This is a genomic window from Blautia sp. HCP3S3_C12 (genome assembly GCF_052064155.1).
GTDB lineage: Bacteria > Bacillota > Clostridia > Lachnospirales > Lachnospiraceae > Blautia_A.
The window spans coordinates 24,914-42,401 of sequence record NZ_JBQHWC010000013.1; the positions used below are offsets into that span (position 1 = coordinate 24,914).

At 42.9% G+C, this 17,488-nt stretch carries 22 protein-coding genes; all 22 read right to left on the reverse strand.

Annotation, left to right across the window (positions count from 1 at the left end; all coding sequences use genetic code 11):
• Positions 1–15 precede the first annotated feature (15 nt).
• Entirely contained in the window at positions 16–2,418 is a 2,403-nt protein-coding gene (locus tag ACTNDS_RS10870) for a VirB4-like conjugal transfer ATPase, CD1110 family (protein ID WP_441035778.1), read from the reverse strand.
• Between the two features lie 49 nt (positions 2,419–2,467).
• Positions 2,468–2,896: a PrgI family protein gene (locus ACTNDS_RS10875; RefSeq protein ID WP_441035681.1), complete on the reverse strand. Its 429-nt coding sequence runs from the start codon at positions 2,894–2,896 to the stop codon at positions 2,468–2,470.
• Positions 2,897–2,907: 11 nt separating this feature from the next.
• A complete protein-coding gene (locus tag ACTNDS_RS10880; protein ID WP_026648654.1) occupies positions 2,908–3,780 on the reverse strand; it encodes a VirB6/TrbL-like conjugal transfer protein, CD1112 family in 873 nt (290 codons plus the stop codon).
• Between the two features lie 4 nt (positions 3,781–3,784).
• Positions 3,785–4,000, reverse strand: coding sequence for a Maff2 family mobile element protein (locus ACTNDS_RS10885; RefSeq protein WP_373219147.1), 216 nt, complete (start codon positions 3,998–4,000; stop codon positions 3,785–3,787).
• A gap of 221 nt (positions 4,001–4,221) precedes the next feature.
• Complete coding sequence (locus ACTNDS_RS10890) at positions 4,222–6,081, reverse strand: VirD4-like conjugal transfer protein, CD1115 family (protein ID WP_441035780.1); 1,860 nt, start codon at positions 6,079–6,081, stop codon at positions 4,222–4,224.
• 128 nt (positions 6,082–6,209) lie between these two features.
• Positions 6,210–6,692, reverse strand: coding sequence for a PcfB family protein (locus ACTNDS_RS10895; protein WP_441035683.1), 483 nt, complete (start codon positions 6,690–6,692; stop codon positions 6,210–6,212).
• A gap of 219 nt (positions 6,693–6,911) precedes the next feature.
• Complete coding sequence (locus ACTNDS_RS10900) at positions 6,912–7,115, reverse strand: hypothetical protein (protein WP_441035685.1); 204 nt, start codon at positions 7,113–7,115, stop codon at positions 6,912–6,914.
• Positions 7,116–7,169: 54 nt separating this feature from the next.
• Positions 7,170–8,069: an AbiH family protein gene (locus ACTNDS_RS10905; RefSeq protein ID WP_441035686.1), complete on the reverse strand. Its 900-nt coding sequence runs from the start codon at positions 8,067–8,069 to the stop codon at positions 7,170–7,172.
• A 175-nt stretch (positions 8,070–8,244) separates the two neighbouring features.
• Positions 8,245–9,045: a hypothetical protein gene (locus ACTNDS_RS10910; protein WP_441035688.1), complete on the reverse strand. Its 801-nt coding sequence runs from the start codon at positions 9,043–9,045 to the stop codon at positions 8,245–8,247.
• Positions 9,042–9,371, reverse strand: a complete 330-nt coding sequence (locus ACTNDS_RS10915) for a helix-turn-helix domain-containing protein (protein WP_441035690.1) — start codon at positions 9,369–9,371, stop codon at positions 9,042–9,044. The genes ACTNDS_RS10910 and ACTNDS_RS10915 overlap by 4 nt, the downstream gene beginning before the upstream one ends.
• Complete coding sequence (locus ACTNDS_RS10920) at positions 9,343–9,486, reverse strand: hypothetical protein (protein WP_441035692.1); 144 nt, start codon at positions 9,484–9,486, stop codon at positions 9,343–9,345. The genes ACTNDS_RS10915 and ACTNDS_RS10920 overlap by 29 nt, the downstream gene beginning before the upstream one ends.
• 74 nt (positions 9,487–9,560) lie before the next feature.
• On the reverse strand, positions 9,561–9,848 hold the full coding sequence (locus tag ACTNDS_RS10925) for a DUF6809 family protein (protein WP_287779360.1): 288 nt from the start codon (positions 9,846–9,848) through the stop codon (positions 9,561–9,563).
• Positions 9,849–9,870: 22 nt separating this feature from the next.
• Positions 9,871–10,206, reverse strand: coding sequence for a DUF6050 family protein (locus ACTNDS_RS10930; RefSeq protein WP_441035693.1), 336 nt, complete (start codon positions 10,204–10,206; stop codon positions 9,871–9,873).
• Positions 10,199–11,275, reverse strand: coding sequence for a DUF6017 domain-containing protein (locus ACTNDS_RS10935; RefSeq protein WP_441035695.1), 1,077 nt, complete (start codon positions 11,273–11,275; stop codon positions 10,199–10,201). Before ACTNDS_RS10935 ends, ACTNDS_RS10930 begins: the two co-directional genes overlap by 8 nt.
• Positions 11,276–11,299: 24 nt before the next feature.
• Entirely contained in the window at positions 11,300–12,184 is an 885-nt protein-coding gene (locus ACTNDS_RS10940; RefSeq protein ID WP_441035697.1) for a ParB/RepB/Spo0J family partition protein, read from the reverse strand.
• Positions 12,177–12,953, reverse strand: coding sequence for a ParA family protein (locus tag ACTNDS_RS10945; RefSeq protein ID WP_441035698.1), 777 nt, complete (start codon positions 12,951–12,953; stop codon positions 12,177–12,179). Before ACTNDS_RS10945 ends, ACTNDS_RS10940 begins: the two co-directional genes overlap by 8 nt.
• A gap of 17 nt (positions 12,954–12,970) precedes the next feature.
• Entirely contained in the window at positions 12,971–13,138 is a 168-nt protein-coding gene (locus tag ACTNDS_RS10950; protein WP_441035700.1) for a hypothetical protein, read from the reverse strand.
• Positions 13,125–13,595, reverse strand: coding sequence for a DUF6075 family protein (locus tag ACTNDS_RS10955; RefSeq protein ID WP_441035702.1), 471 nt, complete (start codon positions 13,593–13,595; stop codon positions 13,125–13,127). The genes ACTNDS_RS10950 and ACTNDS_RS10955 overlap by 14 nt, the downstream gene beginning before the upstream one ends.
• A 308-nt stretch (positions 13,596–13,903) precedes the next feature.
• Entirely contained in the window at positions 13,904–14,842 is a 939-nt protein-coding gene (gene tsf, locus ACTNDS_RS10960; protein ID WP_441035704.1) for a translation elongation factor Ts, read from the reverse strand.
• Between the two features lie 100 nt (positions 14,843–14,942).
• A complete protein-coding gene (rpsB, locus tag ACTNDS_RS10965) occupies positions 14,943–15,686 on the reverse strand; it encodes a 30S ribosomal protein S2 (RefSeq protein ID WP_062807791.1) in 744 nt (247 codons plus the stop codon).
• Positions 15,687–15,902: 216 nt separating this feature from the next.
• Positions 15,903–16,670, reverse strand: coding sequence for a pseudouridine synthase (locus ACTNDS_RS10970; protein WP_128868038.1), 768 nt, complete (start codon positions 16,668–16,670; stop codon positions 15,903–15,905).
• A gap of 44 nt (positions 16,671–16,714) precedes the next feature.
• A complete protein-coding gene (locus ACTNDS_RS10975) occupies positions 16,715–17,485 on the reverse strand; it encodes a lysostaphin resistance A-like protein (RefSeq protein WP_441035707.1) in 771 nt (256 codons plus the stop codon).
• Positions 17,486–17,488: the final 3 nt, after the last annotated feature.

Genomic DNA, 17,488 nt, shown 5'->3' on the forward strand with positions numbered 1-17,488 from the left:
TCTGCAAAAGAGGGATCACCCTTCCGTCTGCATTTCTTCCGGTTTTGTACTCATGATGGCATAGGTCTTTGTATCTGTCGGATACTTATCAGAGAACGGAATGATCACATTCCCATAAAAAATCAGCCCTTCCCCGGCATTACTGTTATTGACGAAAGAGAGCTGATGCTGCGAGATATTCAGTTTTTCGGCAAGGATTTTCTGGTCACCACTATGCTGGTTCAGCATATATATAAAATCACTGTTGCCTACAATGTTTTCCACAGCCAGGGAACCAAGAAAATCGCTTACATTCTGTGTCAGTCCAGTGGGAATACCGCCCCATTTACGGAAACGCTTCCAGATTTCCACCGAATAGTTGGCTGTCTGGGGCTGCTTCAATAGAAGGTGGAACTCATCCACATAGTACCTGGTTGCCTTTTTTAGTGCCCGGTTGGTGGAAACCCTTGTCCATACCATGTTCTGGACGATCAGCATCCCGGCTTTCCGAAGCGTGGTTCCCAGGTCCTTAATATCAAAACATACCACCCGGTTATTCATATCTACATTTGTCCTGTGGTTGAACACATTCTGTGAACCTGTAACATAAAGCTGCAGGCAGTTTGCAATCCTCCTTGCCGCATCATTCTGGTCTGCATAATCATTCAGCCGGTTCAGGAAATCCTCTAACACCGGCATTTTTTCCGGTACCGGGTCATTATAAAGGAATTCCTCATAAATATCCTTAATACAGTGGTCGATAATGGACACTTCATCGCCGTCCAGCTCCGCACCCTGCGGCTTTTTCATAATCAGCTCGCAGAACGATGCAATAAACTCGGATTTGTCCGCAATAATGGTGTCCACATCCTCCGTATCCCCGTTAATCCGGTACTTCTCCGGATGGTAGATCACATCCAGGTTTACATCCATCGGATTGATATAGTCGGTACTTTTTGCACTGATCTTTACCACCTGCCCGTTTAAAGCATTTACCAGTGGGAAATACTCCCCTTCCGGGTCGCACACGATAATATCATCATCCGTGATCAGGAATACATTCAGGATCTCCCTCTTCGCCGCAAAAGACTTTCCGGAACCCGGCGTACCTAAAATCAGGCCATTGGGGTTTTTCAGTTTCTTACGGTCAACCATGATCATATTATTGGATAACGCATTCAGACCATAATAAAGCGCCTCCCCGTCCATAAACAGTTCCTGGGTGGTAAACGGTACAAAAATCGCTGTGGATGTAGTAGTCAGGAGCCTGTGGACACCTGTCTGGTTCATCCCCAGCGGAAGGGATGCCACCATTCCCTGTTCCTGCAGATACTGGAGCCTGCGGATATTGCAGTTATATTTCTGTGCGATACCGGCAGTCTGGTAAGCGATATTATCCAGCTTCCTCTTGCTGTCCGCCGTATTCATCAGAAGGAATGTTACTTTAAACATCTTCTCATTTCTGGACTGCAGTTCATTCAGCAAATTCTCTGCTTCTTCCCCATAAGTGGAAATATCCGTAGGGATGATGTCCATGTCATATCCGCTTCTTACTGCCTTTTTCTGCTCCTCTATCTTCATTTTCTGGATATTGGAAAGGATATTTTTCAGGCTTTTAATGGCTGCCTTCGGGTCTACGGGCTGCACATGGATGTTTACGATCAGGTTTTCCTCCATATCAAGGAAATCCGCCAGCATCTTATCCGTCAGCTCCGGTGAAGTGATCTGCAGATAGGACACGCATCCGAATGTCTGTCCCATACGGAAATAGCTGTCATTGCGGAAATCAAACCCGGTTGGTGCAATAAAGTCCTTTGTCCCAAGCCCTGTCTTTGCCACCATTCCGTAATGGAATTTAAACGGTTCCTTGGTATCCATATTCATAGTGTCATGGAGGATTTTGAGACGTTCCAGACCATTCAATGGCCTTGCCGCAGCCCCCAGCACTTTAAAGTTGTTAAGAATCCCTGTCTCAATACGCTCCAGCCTGGATTTTGCTGCCCGTAGGCTATCCGCTTTAATCCCAAAGGTGATATACTTTGTCTTCACCAGACCATTATTCCCTTTTGCAAGCTGCATTTTCAGCATATCCGCATATTCCTTCCGGATGTCATCAAACGCATCCCCTTTTGGTGGAATATCAATGGTCTTGGAATACTCATCAAAGTTGACCTGCTGGTTTAAAAACGTGATCTGAAAACGGACAGAACTGTCAAAGTAATTCAGGAACTCACAGTAATTCTCAAAAATCGTTGTCTTGTCATCATTCTTCGCAAGCTGATAGTTAATATCAAAAAACTGGATGGTCTTGGAAAAGAACTTGTCCTCTGTCTGGCAGATACCGTCCCGGTATATTTCTTTATAAGGGAGTGTCTCCTGCGCCGTAAAAGGGATCTTTTTCTTTTTCTGCTCTGCTTTTTTCTCCCGCAGCTGACGCAGCCGTTTCTTTTCCTCTTTTGTAAGCCCAACGTTTCCTGCAGGCTGTGACCTACTTTTTGCGGCAGGATTTCCGGTGGAAGCGGAACGGATTTCTCGCTTCCCTGGCTTCTTTTTCCTTTTTCTCAAGTTTTGCACCTTCTTTCTCTATTCTGTCCTGCTCCACAAGCCGGTCATACATATTTTCACACTGATAAACACGGACACCCGGACGCAGAAATTTCTGCCGGATGATGTGGAACAGTATCTTTTCGGCGGGGAACCCATCTTTCTCATACATCGCCAGAAAGAAAAATGGCAGCATCACAATGACCATCAGCGTTGCCGCCACATCTGTTCCCAGACCTGTTTTTGTTAAAAAGTAAACTGGTAATCCGCATACTCCCGCAAGGGAGAAGCAGATGATCTGTCTTTTGGTCAGGTTCAGTGCCACTTTTGTCTTGACTTTCGACAAGTCTTTTGGCACAGGTACATATGCCATAGCTTTCCCTCCTAATGTGCATTAAAAATTGACTTTGACAGGGAACCTGTCTTAAATAAACTGAAGCACAGGATTACAGTATAGGCCGCCACGGACCAAATTGCCGTGTGGATGTTGTCTGCCACTGTGATGGAATTGACCAGCACAGCATAAATCGCCACACATACCATCATGAAAAATCCCTGGAACCCTAATGCCATCAGTGCTTTCACATAATTGTTCCCAATGCTTCCCCATTCCCGGTTGGTAAAGGTAGCAAATGGGATAGGTGAAACAGATACATAAAGGTAGATTTCAATCATTCGCCCATATAAAATGACGGTAATCAGGACGGATATGATCTTCATGCAAAGACTCACGATCATCGTTTCCACGCCAAGCCCTAACAGTTCCCCGATGCCCATATCCTCCACGCCATTCTCCAAAATGGCCTGCAGCGCATCTGCCACATCTATGGAAGCATTGCCGTTTATAATGCCTCCGGCACTCGTCACCACATGGTTTGCCACATCGAAAATGGCCATCGCAATATCAAAGGTATGGGTCACCAGATATACCGCTACCCACATCTTGAAAATGTACTTAAAAAACATGAACGTGTCCGTATCGTGCATGTTGTTCTTCTCCATGATCATGGAAATCAGCTCATAGCACAGCACAAACGTGATGATCATCCCCGCAATAGGGACAATGACATTATCCGACAAGCTCTTTATCATCGAAAAAATGCCACTGTTCCAGTCTTGGGGCGTCCTTCCAACTTCCGCAGCAATGGTTCCCACCTTCGTATTGACATCCGTGAACATGGTGTCCAGGTTGGATGTGATCCATCCTGTCAGAAGCTCCTTTATGAACTCTGTTATCTTCTCAATAATCCCGTTCATCCAATTATCCGAACAGCGTTGCCAGCTGCGGGATCAGGTTCATTCCAATCAGCACAATGCCACCGCCAGCCATGAGCTGTTTTATCCCCTGCGACTTGGCCCCCGGGTTGTCATTGCCATATCCTTCCAGCAGGTTGATGACACCCCATGCCGCAAGTCCGGCACCGATGGCACAAACCAGTGTTTTTAAGGTTGTAATCGCCGTAGTAAAAAATCCCATATGTGTATGTCCTTTCTTTAAAAAAGGAAGAGAAAAACCCTGTGAAAATCCCGCCCTGTGTGGTAACATAAGGGCAGGATTTCTCCTTTGGAAAATCCGACACTGCGCAGCCGGTACTTACATTTTAGCCGATGGGGTACCGGCTGCCTTTTTCCAATGCCACCCATTGTTTTCCTCCTTCCACTTTGCGACAACTTGTCGGGAAGCTGCCGGTTTACTGGTTACATCTCATAGACTTCCACCGTATCATCCGGCTTCAGCACGAGACTGGTGCTAAGATATTTTTCAATATCAAAGCGGTTCTTTTTGTCATAGTCCGACAGATACCTGTAATTTTTATGCTTGCAGATGTCATATTTATCCGAGAAGAACGGCCTGACACCACGAAGCTGCAGGATACATTTCCCGCCGTCCATAACTGCTATTTCATCCTGGCTCATCAGCTCCTTCCCTGTTTTCTGGTAATTCATACCATAGGAACGCTGGCTTCCCCTCGTATCCGAGGTATTATAAAGATCAATCGTTTCCTTTCCCAGAAGTTCCGCCATCTCTTTTAAGGTGGTCTTTTCCTTCCCTCCCAGAAAGATCGTGGAATCACAGTTGCCTTCAATCGTGTCAGCGTTATCCTTATAGATTGCCTTTAGCTGGCTCTTGGACTGCAAAATAATAGAAGCTGATATTTCCCTGCTACGGATAGTAGCAATCAGCTTCTCAAACTTTGGTATCTGCCCAATATTCGCAAACTCATCAAGCAGGCAGCGCACATGGATCGGCAGCCTGCCGTCATATACATCGTCTGCCCGGTCACACAGCAGGTTAAATAACTGCGTATACATCATGGATACCACGAAATTGAACGTATCGTCCGTATCAGAAATGATGACAAACAACGCTGTCTTCCTGTCTCCCAACATATCCAGTTCCAATTCATCGTAGCTCATAAGCTCCCGCAGTTCCTTAATATCAAAGGGGGCAAGCCTTGCTCCGCAGCTGATCAGAATAGACTTTGCCGTCTTTCCCGCAGCAAGTTTGTATTTTTTGTACTGTCTCACTGCAAAGTGTTCCGGGTCTCTCTGCTCCAGTTCCTCAAACATAAGGTCAACCGGATTTTTGAAATTTTCATCGTCTTCCCTGGCTTCTGATGCATTGATCATGGCAAGAAGTGTATTGAAATTCTTTTCTTCCTCACGGCCCTCATACCAGATATAGCCAATCAGCGCACAGTAGTATAATTTCTCGGCCTTTACCCAAAAATCTTCTCCTGCCTGCTGTCCTTCCCCTTTGGTATTGGCAATGATGGTTGTCACCAGTTTCAGGATGTCTTTTTCACTGCGGATGTAGACAAACGGATTATAATGCATGGATTTTTTGAAATTAATGGTATTCAAGACCTTGATTTTATAAGGTTCATACACCACTTTTCCATTTTTATCACGCACCAGTTTCCCATTTTCATCCGTCATGGGTGCGCCTCTTGCAAGCAATTTTCCCACCTCCACTAAAACAGTCCCCTTCGGGTCTGTGACCACATAAGAGCTGTGCATCTGCATCAGGTTCGGTTTTACAAAAAACCGAGTCTTGCCCGAACCGGAACCGCCAATCACCAGAATGTTTTTATTTCTGGCAAATTTAGGGTTCTTCGGCCTGCCGGACATCATCAGCCATTCCGTTGCCGTAAGAATGATATTATTCTCAAACACCGGATCTTTGTATGGCTGAATATCTTTTTCCGTTCCCCATCTGGCAGAACCATACTCAACACCCTGCCGGTACTTCTTGGCGTTCTTTGATCTGTAATACACGATCAGTTTTATTGCCACACCACCGGCAAATCCATAAAGCAGATCCATGTAATACATGCTGGGAAACGGGTCTGCAAATGCACGCTCAAAATAGTTTAAAGTTTCCATCAGCTTATCCCACCCGGTTGCACCATCACTGACCCGGTAAAGCCATGCAATCTTATCTGTAAAATAGCCGCATATGAGATAAGGAAAGTTTGTCAGGAACAATTTTTTCTTATCCAGTGACTGCAGGCTGTTGATCTTTTCCTGCACAAATACCCTCACATCCGCAATCACTTTTCCGGGAATGCTGTCTGCCGGAATAGAAAAGCTGAACTGTTTTGATTTCTGTTTCGGCGATGCACGGCTTCGATGCCATTTTTCACCTTTTTTCTGGCTGCGGGGAGCATCCGGCTTTAAATTCATCATAAGCTCTGCCCCCTGTCCTTCCGGTGTTCTTTGGCCCGCTCCCGGTTCTTGCCTTTTGCAACAACCTCTTTGAAATGGGTAAGTTTTTCCATGATGGAAGGCTTATCCTTCTGCTTCATCTGCTTTCCGACATACTCCTTGAACGCCTGGTTCAGTACATCTGTATCCCGTCCTTTGAAGAACACGAGATATTTCGGAGGATTTTCCGATTTATCCTTTTTTAAGGCATAATCAATCCCATATTTTTTCGCCACACGTTCAAAAGACTTGATGTTGCCATCGTTGATTTCAATGTTGGAAACACCTGCATTCTGGCCGATCAGCTCTTTAACCGTCTGCTTTCCCTGCTTATAAGGATTTTTCCCTTTCTGGTGCTGTGCCGCAAGAAACTTCCTCAACGCAGCACGCAGCACGTTACCGGTAAGCTTCGCTGTTCTGATGGATAAAGCAATCGTCCTTTGGGTAACCTCTTCTTCCATTTTGCAAGACCTCCTTTCTGCCTGCCAGTCTCCTTCACGGCGGTACCAGCAGGTGGTGTATATACTGCTTCATTCTGGCTCCTTTCCACCTCCCGACAATTTGTCGGGAAGTGCACTTATAAATAAAAAAAGCCGACAGATCCAATCTCAATTAAACTGAACCTGTCGGCTATGTAAAACTATATGTAATTGTAATATCTGACTGCCCCTGCAGCCGGTTTATTGCTTTCTCCGGATTACAGGAACCTGTTTCACTTTCTTTCCAACATTCCTTCTCTGCAATGCAAAGACCATATCACTGGTACGCTCAAAAAATCCTATATCTTTCTTCCAGCTCATTCCGCATTTGCAGTGCTGCAATCCTATAAATTGCTGTTTCATTTTCCTGCCACAGTTCGGACAGATTTTGTTGCTTGCTCCCATTATTTTCACATCCTTAAACGGGAATTTGTAGGCTCATTAACAGTATGGGCATTTCTATACTTTTATGATGTCAGCATTTTTAATACTATTTCCCTCTATAAGATACCAAACGTTACTTTCCTGTTCTGCTCCTCTTACGTAAAACTTCCAATATGCATTTGGATATCTTGTATTTAGATAACTGAAATAGTCAAAATCAATTGCACAAGAATGTCCATAAACAATAATCTCTTCAATTTTACATTGATTCTTATCCAGAAAGTTTTTTAATAAGTCAATTCTAATTTCTTTGTAAAATGACTTGCACTTGTCAATTAACTCTGCATATGCTGTTCTAACATAATAGTCTTCAATGCCGTTAATATGTTCTTCTACTTCAATTTCAACATAAGGACCTCTTCCTTTTCCTCTTGGATCATAAGTATATTTTTCGGGTTTAAAATTTCCTTTTGGATATCCTAATTCCAGATTCTCTTCTCCTACTTCACCATGAATATGTAAAATCTGTTGCCATGGTATATCATAAATTTCTTCCAAAGTATGCGTATAGTTGAAAGTAATATAATATCCATCTGAATCAAGAATTTGTTCTAATAAATCATTAGCTTGTATATTACACAAAGAATCATCCGCCTTATCCGCAAATTCATATAATGCATCCTGTAAATTCCCATTCAATTCCACCTGATAGATAATGCTATCACGGTCACTTTCTCTCTCTGATAAATAATCTGGCTCATAACCATCAAAGATTTCCTCAAGAGTGTTAAAGTCTGGACATCCAAGCAGATTTTCAAAATCAGACCAAATATCATTTTCGCGGGATTGATACAAATCCCAAAAATTATCCTGTTCATATTTTCTGGCAATATTCTTAAAGTCTGGATCAAATTTGGTTGGAAGATTATGTGCCAAATCAAATCCATTTCCTATAACAAATAATTTGTTTTTCATAATGTATCTCCTTATATTTATTACCATAGTAGGTCTGTTAAAACTATGTAGAAATGGATGATTTTAACTAATTTATCGTATTAATCTACCACCCACTAAATACCGATTTTCACCCTAATAATAACAGTATACACTATTTTTACATGTCATGGTAGAGTATACCTGATTGTGTTTATCATTTTTCCAGAAGAAACATCGTTGAAAACTGAATGTATAATTTGTCCTCATCCCAACTTGCCATATCCATCATCATACACTGGAACAGCACATCCACATTCTCCAACTGATAAATCCGATTGCAGATCTCCGACATATCTTCCAATAAACCTTTTTGCAACGCCAATTCTTTCCGGTACATCAGGCTCTGCAGATACAATGCTGCCAGATGCTTTCTACTGAAGATCAGTGCCGCAGTCTCTTCACCGTTTACTCTGCATTTCCTCTTTTCCTTTTCTTCTTCTGTCAGACTAAGGACACACTTCACATTTTCTATATACACATCCCCGTCAAAAGATGGCCGTTTTTTCTTAATCCACTGCTTTGCCGCCATTTCCATCCGTTTTCTGTCAAACTCTGATTTTGCTGTCCGGAAAGTCGGCTTTTTCCCTGCAGCATCCATATAAACATTGCTTTTCAGCAGCTTGCCAGCAATACCTCCGTATTCCTCAACACGGAAAAAATAATCAAGAAGCTGGTTCATTTTTGCCTGGCTGTCAACCAGATGGTAACTGTCTTTCTCAAATTCCATTCCTTCAAAATGTACCGGTGCGCTTCCCTTGCTGATCTCTTTCTCAATTGTTCTTAATACATCTCTCTGTGACTCCATCTTATCCTCCAATTCTCTCTGTCCATTCTCCTGAAATCTACGTTCAAATAAAAGTCCCATTTCTTCATCTGCCCTTTTACCGGCAACCAACAATGGATAAAAAAACAATGCCATAACTACCTGTGCTGCCAGAAAATAAACTACAATCATCTCTGTTCTCCCTGTTCCAATATTCTTCCGATGTTTTCCCATTTAAAAAACGGACTGATTTTTTTCAACACTGCAATCAGATCCGCTTCATTCTCAATCTCAATATCTATAAATTCTATTACACTGACCTCAAGCCCACCGGCTATCTTCTTTAACTGGTCAAGCTTTGGTTTTCTTATACCCAGTTCATATTTCCGGATGGTGTTTTCGTGAATGCCTGCTCTTTTCCCAAGCTGTTCCTGCGACAACCCTTTTTTCTGGCGAAAGTATCTGATTTTTTCTGCTACATCCATCTGCTCAATTCCCTTCTTTTTCTTCGTATCCAAGATTCCCTATTTCCTCTTCCAGTTCTTTTGCTGACAGAACAAAACAGCATACCAGAAATACAAAAAACAGGAAGGTGATAATAATCACACCTAACAACACAATCTCCATCTTCATTCTCCTTGCTCCATGGCCTCATAGACAGAGAAAAAGCAACCAGATCAATAAACCGGCTGCTTCTCCTTCATGGGTTATTCTGTTTTATTATCTTCCAGTGTAAATGCCTCCGCTGTCAGGCGTATCCCCATTGCCATCCCCTGTATAAAATGCTCCCCGTTTTCCATGGCAGCAAGCTGTGCTGAATAATCTTTGTAATCCTGAAACATTTGTGCCAGTTCCGGGGACAGATGGCTGGCAAACTCCACTTCCACGGTATTGCATAATTTCATGGTGTCATGGTATTCTTTCTTTCGGGGACAGCACTGCTCTCTTGGCATGACGCCTTCATAAAACATCTGCTCCATCAATTTTCTGTCCATCTCAGACCTCCGTTTCATTCAATTATCGACACACACCAGTCATTCGTGTAACTCCCGAAACAAGTCCTTTTGCCAGTATAAAAACCGCTTCCAGTAAACGCCATACCAGTATGAAAATACCGATAATCCCACCGACCAACAGGTTCAATGCAAATATACCAACTGTTTCACCAATACCGTAACCGCTGGGTATCAACCAGACAAACATCTTCTGTACCCCAAACGGTATTCCCATCAGGAACAGCAGTTTCCAGTAATCAATACCGCACTCTGCCATACAAAGTGGCCGGAAAACCACTGCCAGAAAGAGAACTGCCATCACCGGCCATATTACTTTTTTCCAAATCTCCTTAACCATTGCTCCAACCTCCTCCATACATATCATGGTTGACCTCTGCCCTGTAGTAATTGCCAATCGTACTTGGAGCATTAAACAGGCAGGTCAGCAAATACGCTTTCACATTCCGGACCTTTGTTGTCGTATCATGCAGGCATTCAAGCACATACTGGATATGGGAATAATTTACCTTCAGAAGCTTATTTTTTACAAACTGATACGGATATTCCGCCCCGCTGATCATAACTGTCTCCCGGTCAATGCTGATAGTCTCAACCAGAAGCTCTACGATCTCGTCTATGTACTCACGGTCACCAGTCCTGCATCCCTGGATTAAAATGTCATAATCAATATTGGTTTTCACAATATCGGTGTATGCCTGTATGACATCCATCGCATCAATCCTATCTTCTGTCCTGTTACCCTGCACTTCCACTGATGGATTGATAAGATCAGTATTACTCATATAATTCTTGTTAATATAAGTATTATTAGGGTCGGTTTTCCCGACCTCTGCACTTCGGTTTTTCCGACTTCCGGACTTCGGTTTTTCCGACCTCCAGACTTCGGTTTTTCCGACCTCCAGACTTCGGTTTTCCAGAACTCCAGACTTCGGTTTTTCAGAAGTCTTGACTTCGGCTGCTTCTGCTTCCTGATTTTCTTCAGCGGACTCGCAATTTTCCTTCTCATCAGCAGACTCCATGCACTCCTGTCTGTCCTTGATCAGAAAACTTTTCACATAAATAATGGCAGGTTTACCTAATCCACGCTTTACACGCTCAATCAGGCCAATCCCTTTTCCGGTATCCAGCTCGGCAAGAATTTTTACTCCCTTATCCTTTCCGCAATTCATATACTGCATAACCTGCTCCAGAGTAAAAATAATGTACACCCTGTCCTCCTCGTCAATCCAGTTGTTTTTGATGGACAAGGACATTCTGTCCAGCATCAGACCATAAAGCACTTTTGCATCGCTGGACAGATCCTTGAAATAGTCATCTGTGAACAATACTTTGGGAATACGGTAAAAAGCAAACTGCTCCGACTCATAACCATGGAAATAATCAAATTCAACATCGTGTTTTGCCATTTTGCTTTCCCTCCTTCCCATTTCTTACTGGCTGTTTTTCCAGTTCTCAAGCAATTCAAAAATGACCTGTTCTATCTGTTGGTTACTGTAATCTTTCGGAAAATACTGCTTCACTTTACCCGGCAGCGTTACTTTTCCCGTTTCTTTCTTTTCTTCGCACAAGATCAGTTCCACAGCAAGCTCCGTCAGTTTTCCCTCTTCACTGTGCTTTTTCAGTTGATCTGCCATTGTCCCGCTTACAGATGCTGTTCTCCCGACAACGCACTGCAGGACCCATTTCTGTTCTTCTTTTGAAAGATAAGAAAGTGATACAGCCGGAGAAACTTTAATATTTCCTCTGTCTACCAGTTCCAGCAATTCCGGAAGAAGTTCCGTCAGCCTGATATACCTCTGTACCTTTCTTCCGCTGTCCCCAGCTTCCTTTCCTACCAGATCGGCTGTCTCGGCATCACTCGCGGTTTCAGATTTCACTCCCTGATGTTTCAAAGCCTCCAGTTTCATCTTATAAGCAAAGGCTTTTTCACTTGGCAGGATGTTATCTCTCTGGATATTGGAATCCACCATGATCACCACGGATTCATCATCCGAATAGTCCCGGACAATCACCGGCATAGTATCCCTGCCTGCCAGCTCACAGGCTCTTTTTCGTCTATGACCGGCAACAAGTTCATAACCTCCCTCTGCTCTTGGTCTTACCAATGCCGGATTAAGTACACCGTAACTCCGGATACTTTCTACAGTTTCGTCCATCTTTTCATCATCCAGAACATGAAATGGATGGTTTTTAAATGGGAATAATTCCGCCAACGGAACTTCGATTACTTTGTCCATGCCAGCATCAGCCGTTTCACTGATACCAAGCAGATCGTCATAAGTGGTTAACTGAATATCCTTCTGTGGTCTACGCACGGTTCAACACCTCCTGCGCCAGCATTTCATAGCTTTTTGCACCTTTACTCCGGCTGTCATATGCAAAAATACTGATACCTTCCGAGGCAATCTCCGCTATCGCTTCTGAACGGGGAATGGAGTTTTCAAATACCCTCATTTCCTTTCCATACGCCTCTTTGACTGCTTTCTTATTCCGTTTGGAATTGTTATACCGGGCGCTGTCCATCGTAAACAGGATACCTTCCACCTCAATTTCCGGATTATAACGCTTTTTTGTTCCTTTTACTACTTTCAGCAGTTCCGTCAATCCATCCGCAGCATAATACTGGGGCTGAACTGGTATCAAGACACTGTTGGCAGCACTCATGGCATTGATCGTCAACATACCCAAAGATGGCATACAGTCGATAATGATAAAATCGTAATCGTCTGTCATCATTTCCAGATATTCTTTCAGAACCTTTTCCCGGTCATCCACCGTAATCAGAGACATGTCCATACCTGTAAGCAGTTTATTGGACGGAATCACGTCCACACCTTCTTTATGATGTAAAACCGCTTCTTTCGGGTCAAACTCTATTCCCATGATGATATTTTCCATCATGTTCTTCAATGTCACCCGGATATTTTTCGGGAACCCCAACCCGAGGGTCAGATGCCCCTGCGGATCGGAATCAACCAACAACACTCTCTGTCCCATTCTTGCCAGTCCAACACCCAAGTTGATGCTTGTGGTGGTCTTGCCGACTCCACCTTTCTGGTTAGACACCGCTATCACTCTGCACATAACTTTATCCTCCTGACTCACTGTCTGTTCTTTTCTACTTCTGCATACACACGATAATACTTTTTTGTCCCTTTATTGGCATACGGCTCGGAAACATCCAACACGTTAATTCGTTTATCCCTTTCAAGGATTTTTTTGAACCATTTAATATCATTTGTTGTTCCTTGAAGCCTAATTTTCAGCATACATATCCTCCCAATCCTGATAGAAGCAGTATTCCGGATAACGGATTTTAATTGCCTCCCAAAAATATCTTGCATAGCCGCAGCAAAAAAGTTCTTCCACGGTATAACAACTGCATTCTTCCAGTTTTCTTTCTGCATCTTCGATATCCAAAACACTGGGCGTTCCATTGCAGTAAAGGTTATACGCCATCCGAACCACTTTCATGCTGCCGCTGGTCTGCCAGCCTTCATACAGACATTCCGGCTTAACATATCCTTCTTTAAAATCATAAATTCTGTCCACATGATCTCTTGTGTCTGAATTTAATCCGAGACAATATACCAATGCCTTGTGGTACACATCCTGGTATCTGCACTTCTGCAGATATTCCATGTAGAATTTCTTGTGTGCTTCGTTCTTAAAAGTTATTGTGCGAGTAGATTTCCCGCTGTTTGCACCTAACGCTGTACCTGTCATCGTCATGACCTCCTATAAAATTTCTAATAATAATGTTTTGATGAAAATTGGGTAATTTTAGAAATTGCGATAACTTGAGTAACTTCGCTGAATATTGTGGATACTCATTTTACTCAAACCATGATGTGAGTAATACTCAATTTGAAGTGATTTTTGACGATTTTTGGCGGTGCCTGACGGTATTTCCGCTTTTTATCCTCAGAACAGGAAAAAGGCCCCGAAAACCTTATAACCACTAGAAAATGCTGTGTTTATAAGGCTTCCGAAGCCTTAAATCATTTCATGTTAAATTTACTTGAAAAGTTCGCTTAAATGCCCATCTGCTTTGCAACTTCTTCTGCAAAGTTCTCTTCTTTCTTTTCGATACCATCACCTGTCTCGTAACGTACGAAACCTTTAACAGTAATCTTAGCACCGTTTTCTTTAGCAACCTGCTCTACGTATTTAGCTACAGACTGTTTTCCATCTTCAGCTTTAACGTATGTCTGGTCAAGAAGGCAGATTTCTTTAAGCTCTTTTTTGATACGTCCTGTGATCATTCCTTCGATAACCTTAGCAGGTTTCTGGGATTCCTTAGGATCGTTCTGGATCTGAGCCATAAGGATTTCTTTCTCATGCTCAATGTATTCTGCACTTACTTCGCTGTCACTTGTATACTGTGGTTTCAGAGCTGCAATCTGCATTGCTACGTTCTTAGCCATTTCTTTAACAGCATCGTTAACTACGTCTGTTTCAACATCTACAAGAACACCGATCTTACCGCCCATATGTGTGTAGGAAGCAACGAAACCGTTCTCTTCTGTAACCTGAGCAAATCTTCTGATGTTCATGTTCTCGCCGATAACTGCGATCTGAGCTGCAAGAGCTTCTTTAACAGTCTTAGTTGTATCAAGTGCCCATGCTTCTGCAAGGAAAGCATCGATATCTGCTGCTGTTGTGTTCATAGCCTGAGCTGCTACATCTGCAACGTAGTTCTGGAACTTTTCATTCTTAGCTACGAAGTCTGTCTCAGCGTTAACTTCTACAACAACTGCTTTCTTTCCGTCTTCGGAAACTAAAGTTTTGCAAAGACCTTCTGCTGCTACACGGCTTGCTTTCTTCTGTGCTGTAGCAAGACCTTTTTCGCGAAGGAATTCTACTGCTTTATCCATATCACCTTCTGTAGCTGTAAGAGCTTTCTTACAATCCATCATTCCGGCGCCGGTCATTTCTCTTAATTCTTTTACCTGTGCTGCTGTGATAGCCATTTCATTTTCCTCCTGAATAATATTCGTAAATCGCCCGGAGGGGCTTTTCCTTTTTCAATGACAGGAAAGCCTGTCGGCTTTCCTGTACTGGTTCAAAAAATTATTCTTCTGTAGCTGCGAACTCTTCAGATTCAGCTTCGATTTCACCGTCTACATCTGCAGTACCCTGTTTTGCTTCGATAACAGCGTCTGCCATTTTGGAAACGATTAATTTTACTGCACGGATTGCATCATCGTTACCAGGAATTACATAATCCAGTTCTTCCGGATCACAGTTTGTATCGCAGATACCGATAAGCGGGATTCCTAATGTATGAGCTTCCTGTACGCAGATTCTTTCTTTCTTAGGATCTACGATGAAGATTGCATCTGGAAGTCTCTTCATTTCTTTGATACCACCAATGTTTTTCTGTAATTTGGCAAGTTCTTTTTTCAGCTCAATAACTTCTTTCTTAGGAAGAACGTCAAATGTTCCATCAGCTTCCATAGCTTCGATCTGTTTCAGTCTTGCAATACGGCTCTGGATAGTTTTGAAGTTTGTAAGCATACCACCTAACCATCTCTCGTTTACATAGAACTGTCCGCAACGCTCTGCTTCTGTTTTGATAGCATCCTGAGCCTGTTTCTTTGTTCCTACGAATAAGATGTTTCCACCGTCTGCTACGATATCAGCGATTGCATTGTAAGCATCGTCAACCATACCTACAGACTGCTGTAAGTCGATGATGTAGATACCGTTTCTCTCTGTGTAGATGTATGGAGCCATTTTAGGGTTCCATCTTCTTGTCTGATGTCCGAAATGTACACCTGCTTCTAAAAGCTGTTTCATTGAAATAACGCTCATGTTTGTTCTCCTTTTTTGGTTAATTTCTTCCGCCCGGTTCTTTTTCCTGGGGACCCAGCCTCACACCGCAGGGCACCATCCGCGGGAATCTCCGAACGTGTATATTTTTGCACACGCAATAGATGCGCATGACTCGCAACTTCTGTAGTATAGCATACAAAAACCCTCCATGTAAAGAGGGTTTTTTGCAAATTTTTTATTATTTTTACAGGTTTTTCAAGATCTGCCAATGCTGTCTTTCAGTTTTTTTTCTTCTTCAGCAGTCAGCTGACGGCATTCGCCTTTTTTCAGGTCATCCGGCAATGTTAATACTCCCATGGAAATTCGTTTCAGATAGACCACTTTCTTTCCTACTGCTTCTGCCATTCGCTTCACCTGATGAAATTTGCCCTCTTTGATCATAAGCTGAATCTCCGAAGACCAACCTGACGGATACTGTTCCAGTTCTGTCTCTTCTACTTTTCTGGTACTGAGGATTTCCAGTTTTGCAGGCATAGTCGGTTTTTTTTCTCCGATCTCCAGGCCCTCAGCAAATCTCTGTACATCTTCTTTTGTCATGCACCCATCTGTGACAGCATAGTAAGTTTTGTCTACATGTTTCTTCGGAGAAAGAAGTTCATGTGCCAGTGCTCCGTCATCTGTGATCAGAAGCAGACCTTCTGTATCTTTATCCAGTCTCCCTACCGGAAACATGCCTTTCCTGTCTGATGGCACCAGTTCCATCACTGTTCTGTCCCGCTTATCCTCTGTTGCACTGACATAACCTGCAGGTTTATGCAGAAGATAATAGACAAATTCCGATGCCTTGGAAATTCTGTTTCCATCCAGAATTATCTCATCCTCTTCACTGACCTTGATCTCCGGTTTCTTTACAGGCACACCATTGACCTGGACTTTTCCCTTTTGAATATATTTTTTTACCTCACTTCTGGTCCCTGCTCCTGCATCTGCCAGAAACTTATCCAGACGAACTGCTTTTCCCATTACATTCTCCTGTTAATCATCATCTGCTTTCTATGGCAGATTTTTTATATCATTCTCTTCTTTTTTCTTACACTGTACATTTTTTCAAAATGAGTAAGACAGTACACTACGCTGGCCAGCAGAATCAGATAGATCAATATCAAAATCTGTACACCATATTTCATGGAAAACATATCCAGTGCATATTCTGTAATTACCAGTGACCAGATATTGGCCCCCATATGAAGCAACATACTGCTGTAAATATTTCCACTCATTTCCAGTATCCATGCAAATGCTGTTCCAAGGATACTTGCGTATATTCCCTGCACCATATTTCCGTGATAAATACCAAAGATCACTCCGGAAATCACTGCTGCCACCGGCAGCTTCATCCAGTCACGCAGACGCAGATAGATTAACCAGCGAAAGATCATTTCCTCTGCTGCCGGCGCAACGATTCCCATCCAGAAAATCATCATAAAAAGTGATTTTCCTTCTGTAATTCTGGTCATGCTCTCCTGATAGGTGGTGCTGTTGATAAATGACTGAAGTATTGCCATCAAAAAGTTTCCATATTGTGCAAGTCCGGCTCCTGCCAGAAGCAAAAGAACTATTTCCGATATAGAAAGCGATACTTTTTTTTGCGCTGGGATCAGGCCGCCGGCAATTCTTCTGACTTTATCTCTTCCATAAAAATACAATGCCGGGATCATAGCCAGGATTCCTGTTAAGCCTGTGAGAAAAATCGTGTGATTATAGTACGCCTCTGCCGAATTCCCTGCTGTTCTTGCAAATACTGCCAGCGCAGTTCCTGCAACGATCTGCGAAATCACAAA

Excerpts from the sequence above, each read along its gene's own strand:
- ACTNDS_RS10875 (WP_441035681.1), bottom strand. The coding sequence starts at position 2,896 with ATGGCATATGTACCTGTGCCAAAAGACTTGTCGAAAGTCAAGACAAAA.
- ACTNDS_RS10880 (WP_026648654.1), bottom strand. The coding sequence starts at position 3,780 with ATGAACGGGATTATTGAGAAGATAACAGAGTTCATAAAGGAGCTTCTG.
- ACTNDS_RS10885 (WP_373219147.1), bottom strand. The coding sequence starts at position 4,000 with ATGGGATTTTTTACTACGGCGATTACAACCTTAAAAACACTGGTTTGT.
- ACTNDS_RS10895 (WP_441035683.1), bottom strand. The coding sequence starts at position 6,692 with ATGGAAGAAGAGGTTACCCAAAGGACGATTGCTTTATCCATCAGAACA.
- ACTNDS_RS10900 (WP_441035685.1), bottom strand. The coding sequence starts at position 7,115 with ATGGGAGCAAGCAACAAAATCTGTCCGAACTGTGGCAGGAAAATGAAA.
- ACTNDS_RS10905 (WP_441035686.1), bottom strand. The coding sequence starts at position 8,069 with ATGAAAAACAAATTATTTGTTATAGGAAATGGATTTGATTTGGCACAT.
- ACTNDS_RS10910 (WP_441035688.1), bottom strand. The coding sequence starts at position 9,045 with ATGATTGTAGTTTATTTTCTGGCAGCACAGGTAGTTATGGCATTGTTT.
- ACTNDS_RS10920 (WP_441035692.1), bottom strand. The coding sequence starts at position 9,486 with ATGAAGATGGAGATTGTGTTGTTAGGTGTGATTATTATCACCTTCCTG.
- ACTNDS_RS10925 (WP_287779360.1), bottom strand. The coding sequence starts at position 9,848 with ATGGACAGAAAATTGATGGAGCAGATGTTTTATGAAGGCGTCATGCCA.
- ACTNDS_RS10930 (WP_441035693.1), bottom strand. The coding sequence starts at position 10,206 with ATGGTTAAGGAGATTTGGAAAAAAGTAATATGGCCGGTGATGGCAGTT.
- ACTNDS_RS10935 (WP_441035695.1), bottom strand. The coding sequence starts at position 11,275 with ATGGCAAAACACGATGTTGAATTTGATTATTTCCATGGTTATGAGTCG.
- ACTNDS_RS10945 (WP_441035698.1), bottom strand. The coding sequence starts at position 12,953 with ATGTGCAGAGTGATAGCGGTGTCTAACCAGAAAGGTGGAGTCGGCAAG.
- ACTNDS_RS10950 (WP_441035700.1), bottom strand. The coding sequence starts at position 13,138 with ATGCTGAAAATTAGGCTTCAAGGAACAACAAATGATATTAAATGGTTC.
- ACTNDS_RS10955 (WP_441035702.1), bottom strand. The coding sequence starts at position 13,595 with ATGACAGGTACAGCGTTAGGTGCAAACAGCGGGAAATCTACTCGCACA.
- tsf (WP_441035704.1), bottom strand. The coding sequence starts at position 14,842 with ATGGCTATCACAGCAGCACAGGTAAAAGAATTAAGAGAAATGACCGGC.
- rpsB (WP_062807791.1), bottom strand. The coding sequence starts at position 15,686 with ATGAGCGTTATTTCAATGAAACAGCTTTTAGAAGCAGGTGTACATTTC.
- ACTNDS_RS10970 (WP_128868038.1), bottom strand. The coding sequence starts at position 16,670 with ATGGGAAAAGCAGTTCGTCTGGATAAGTTTCTGGCAGATGCAGGAGCA.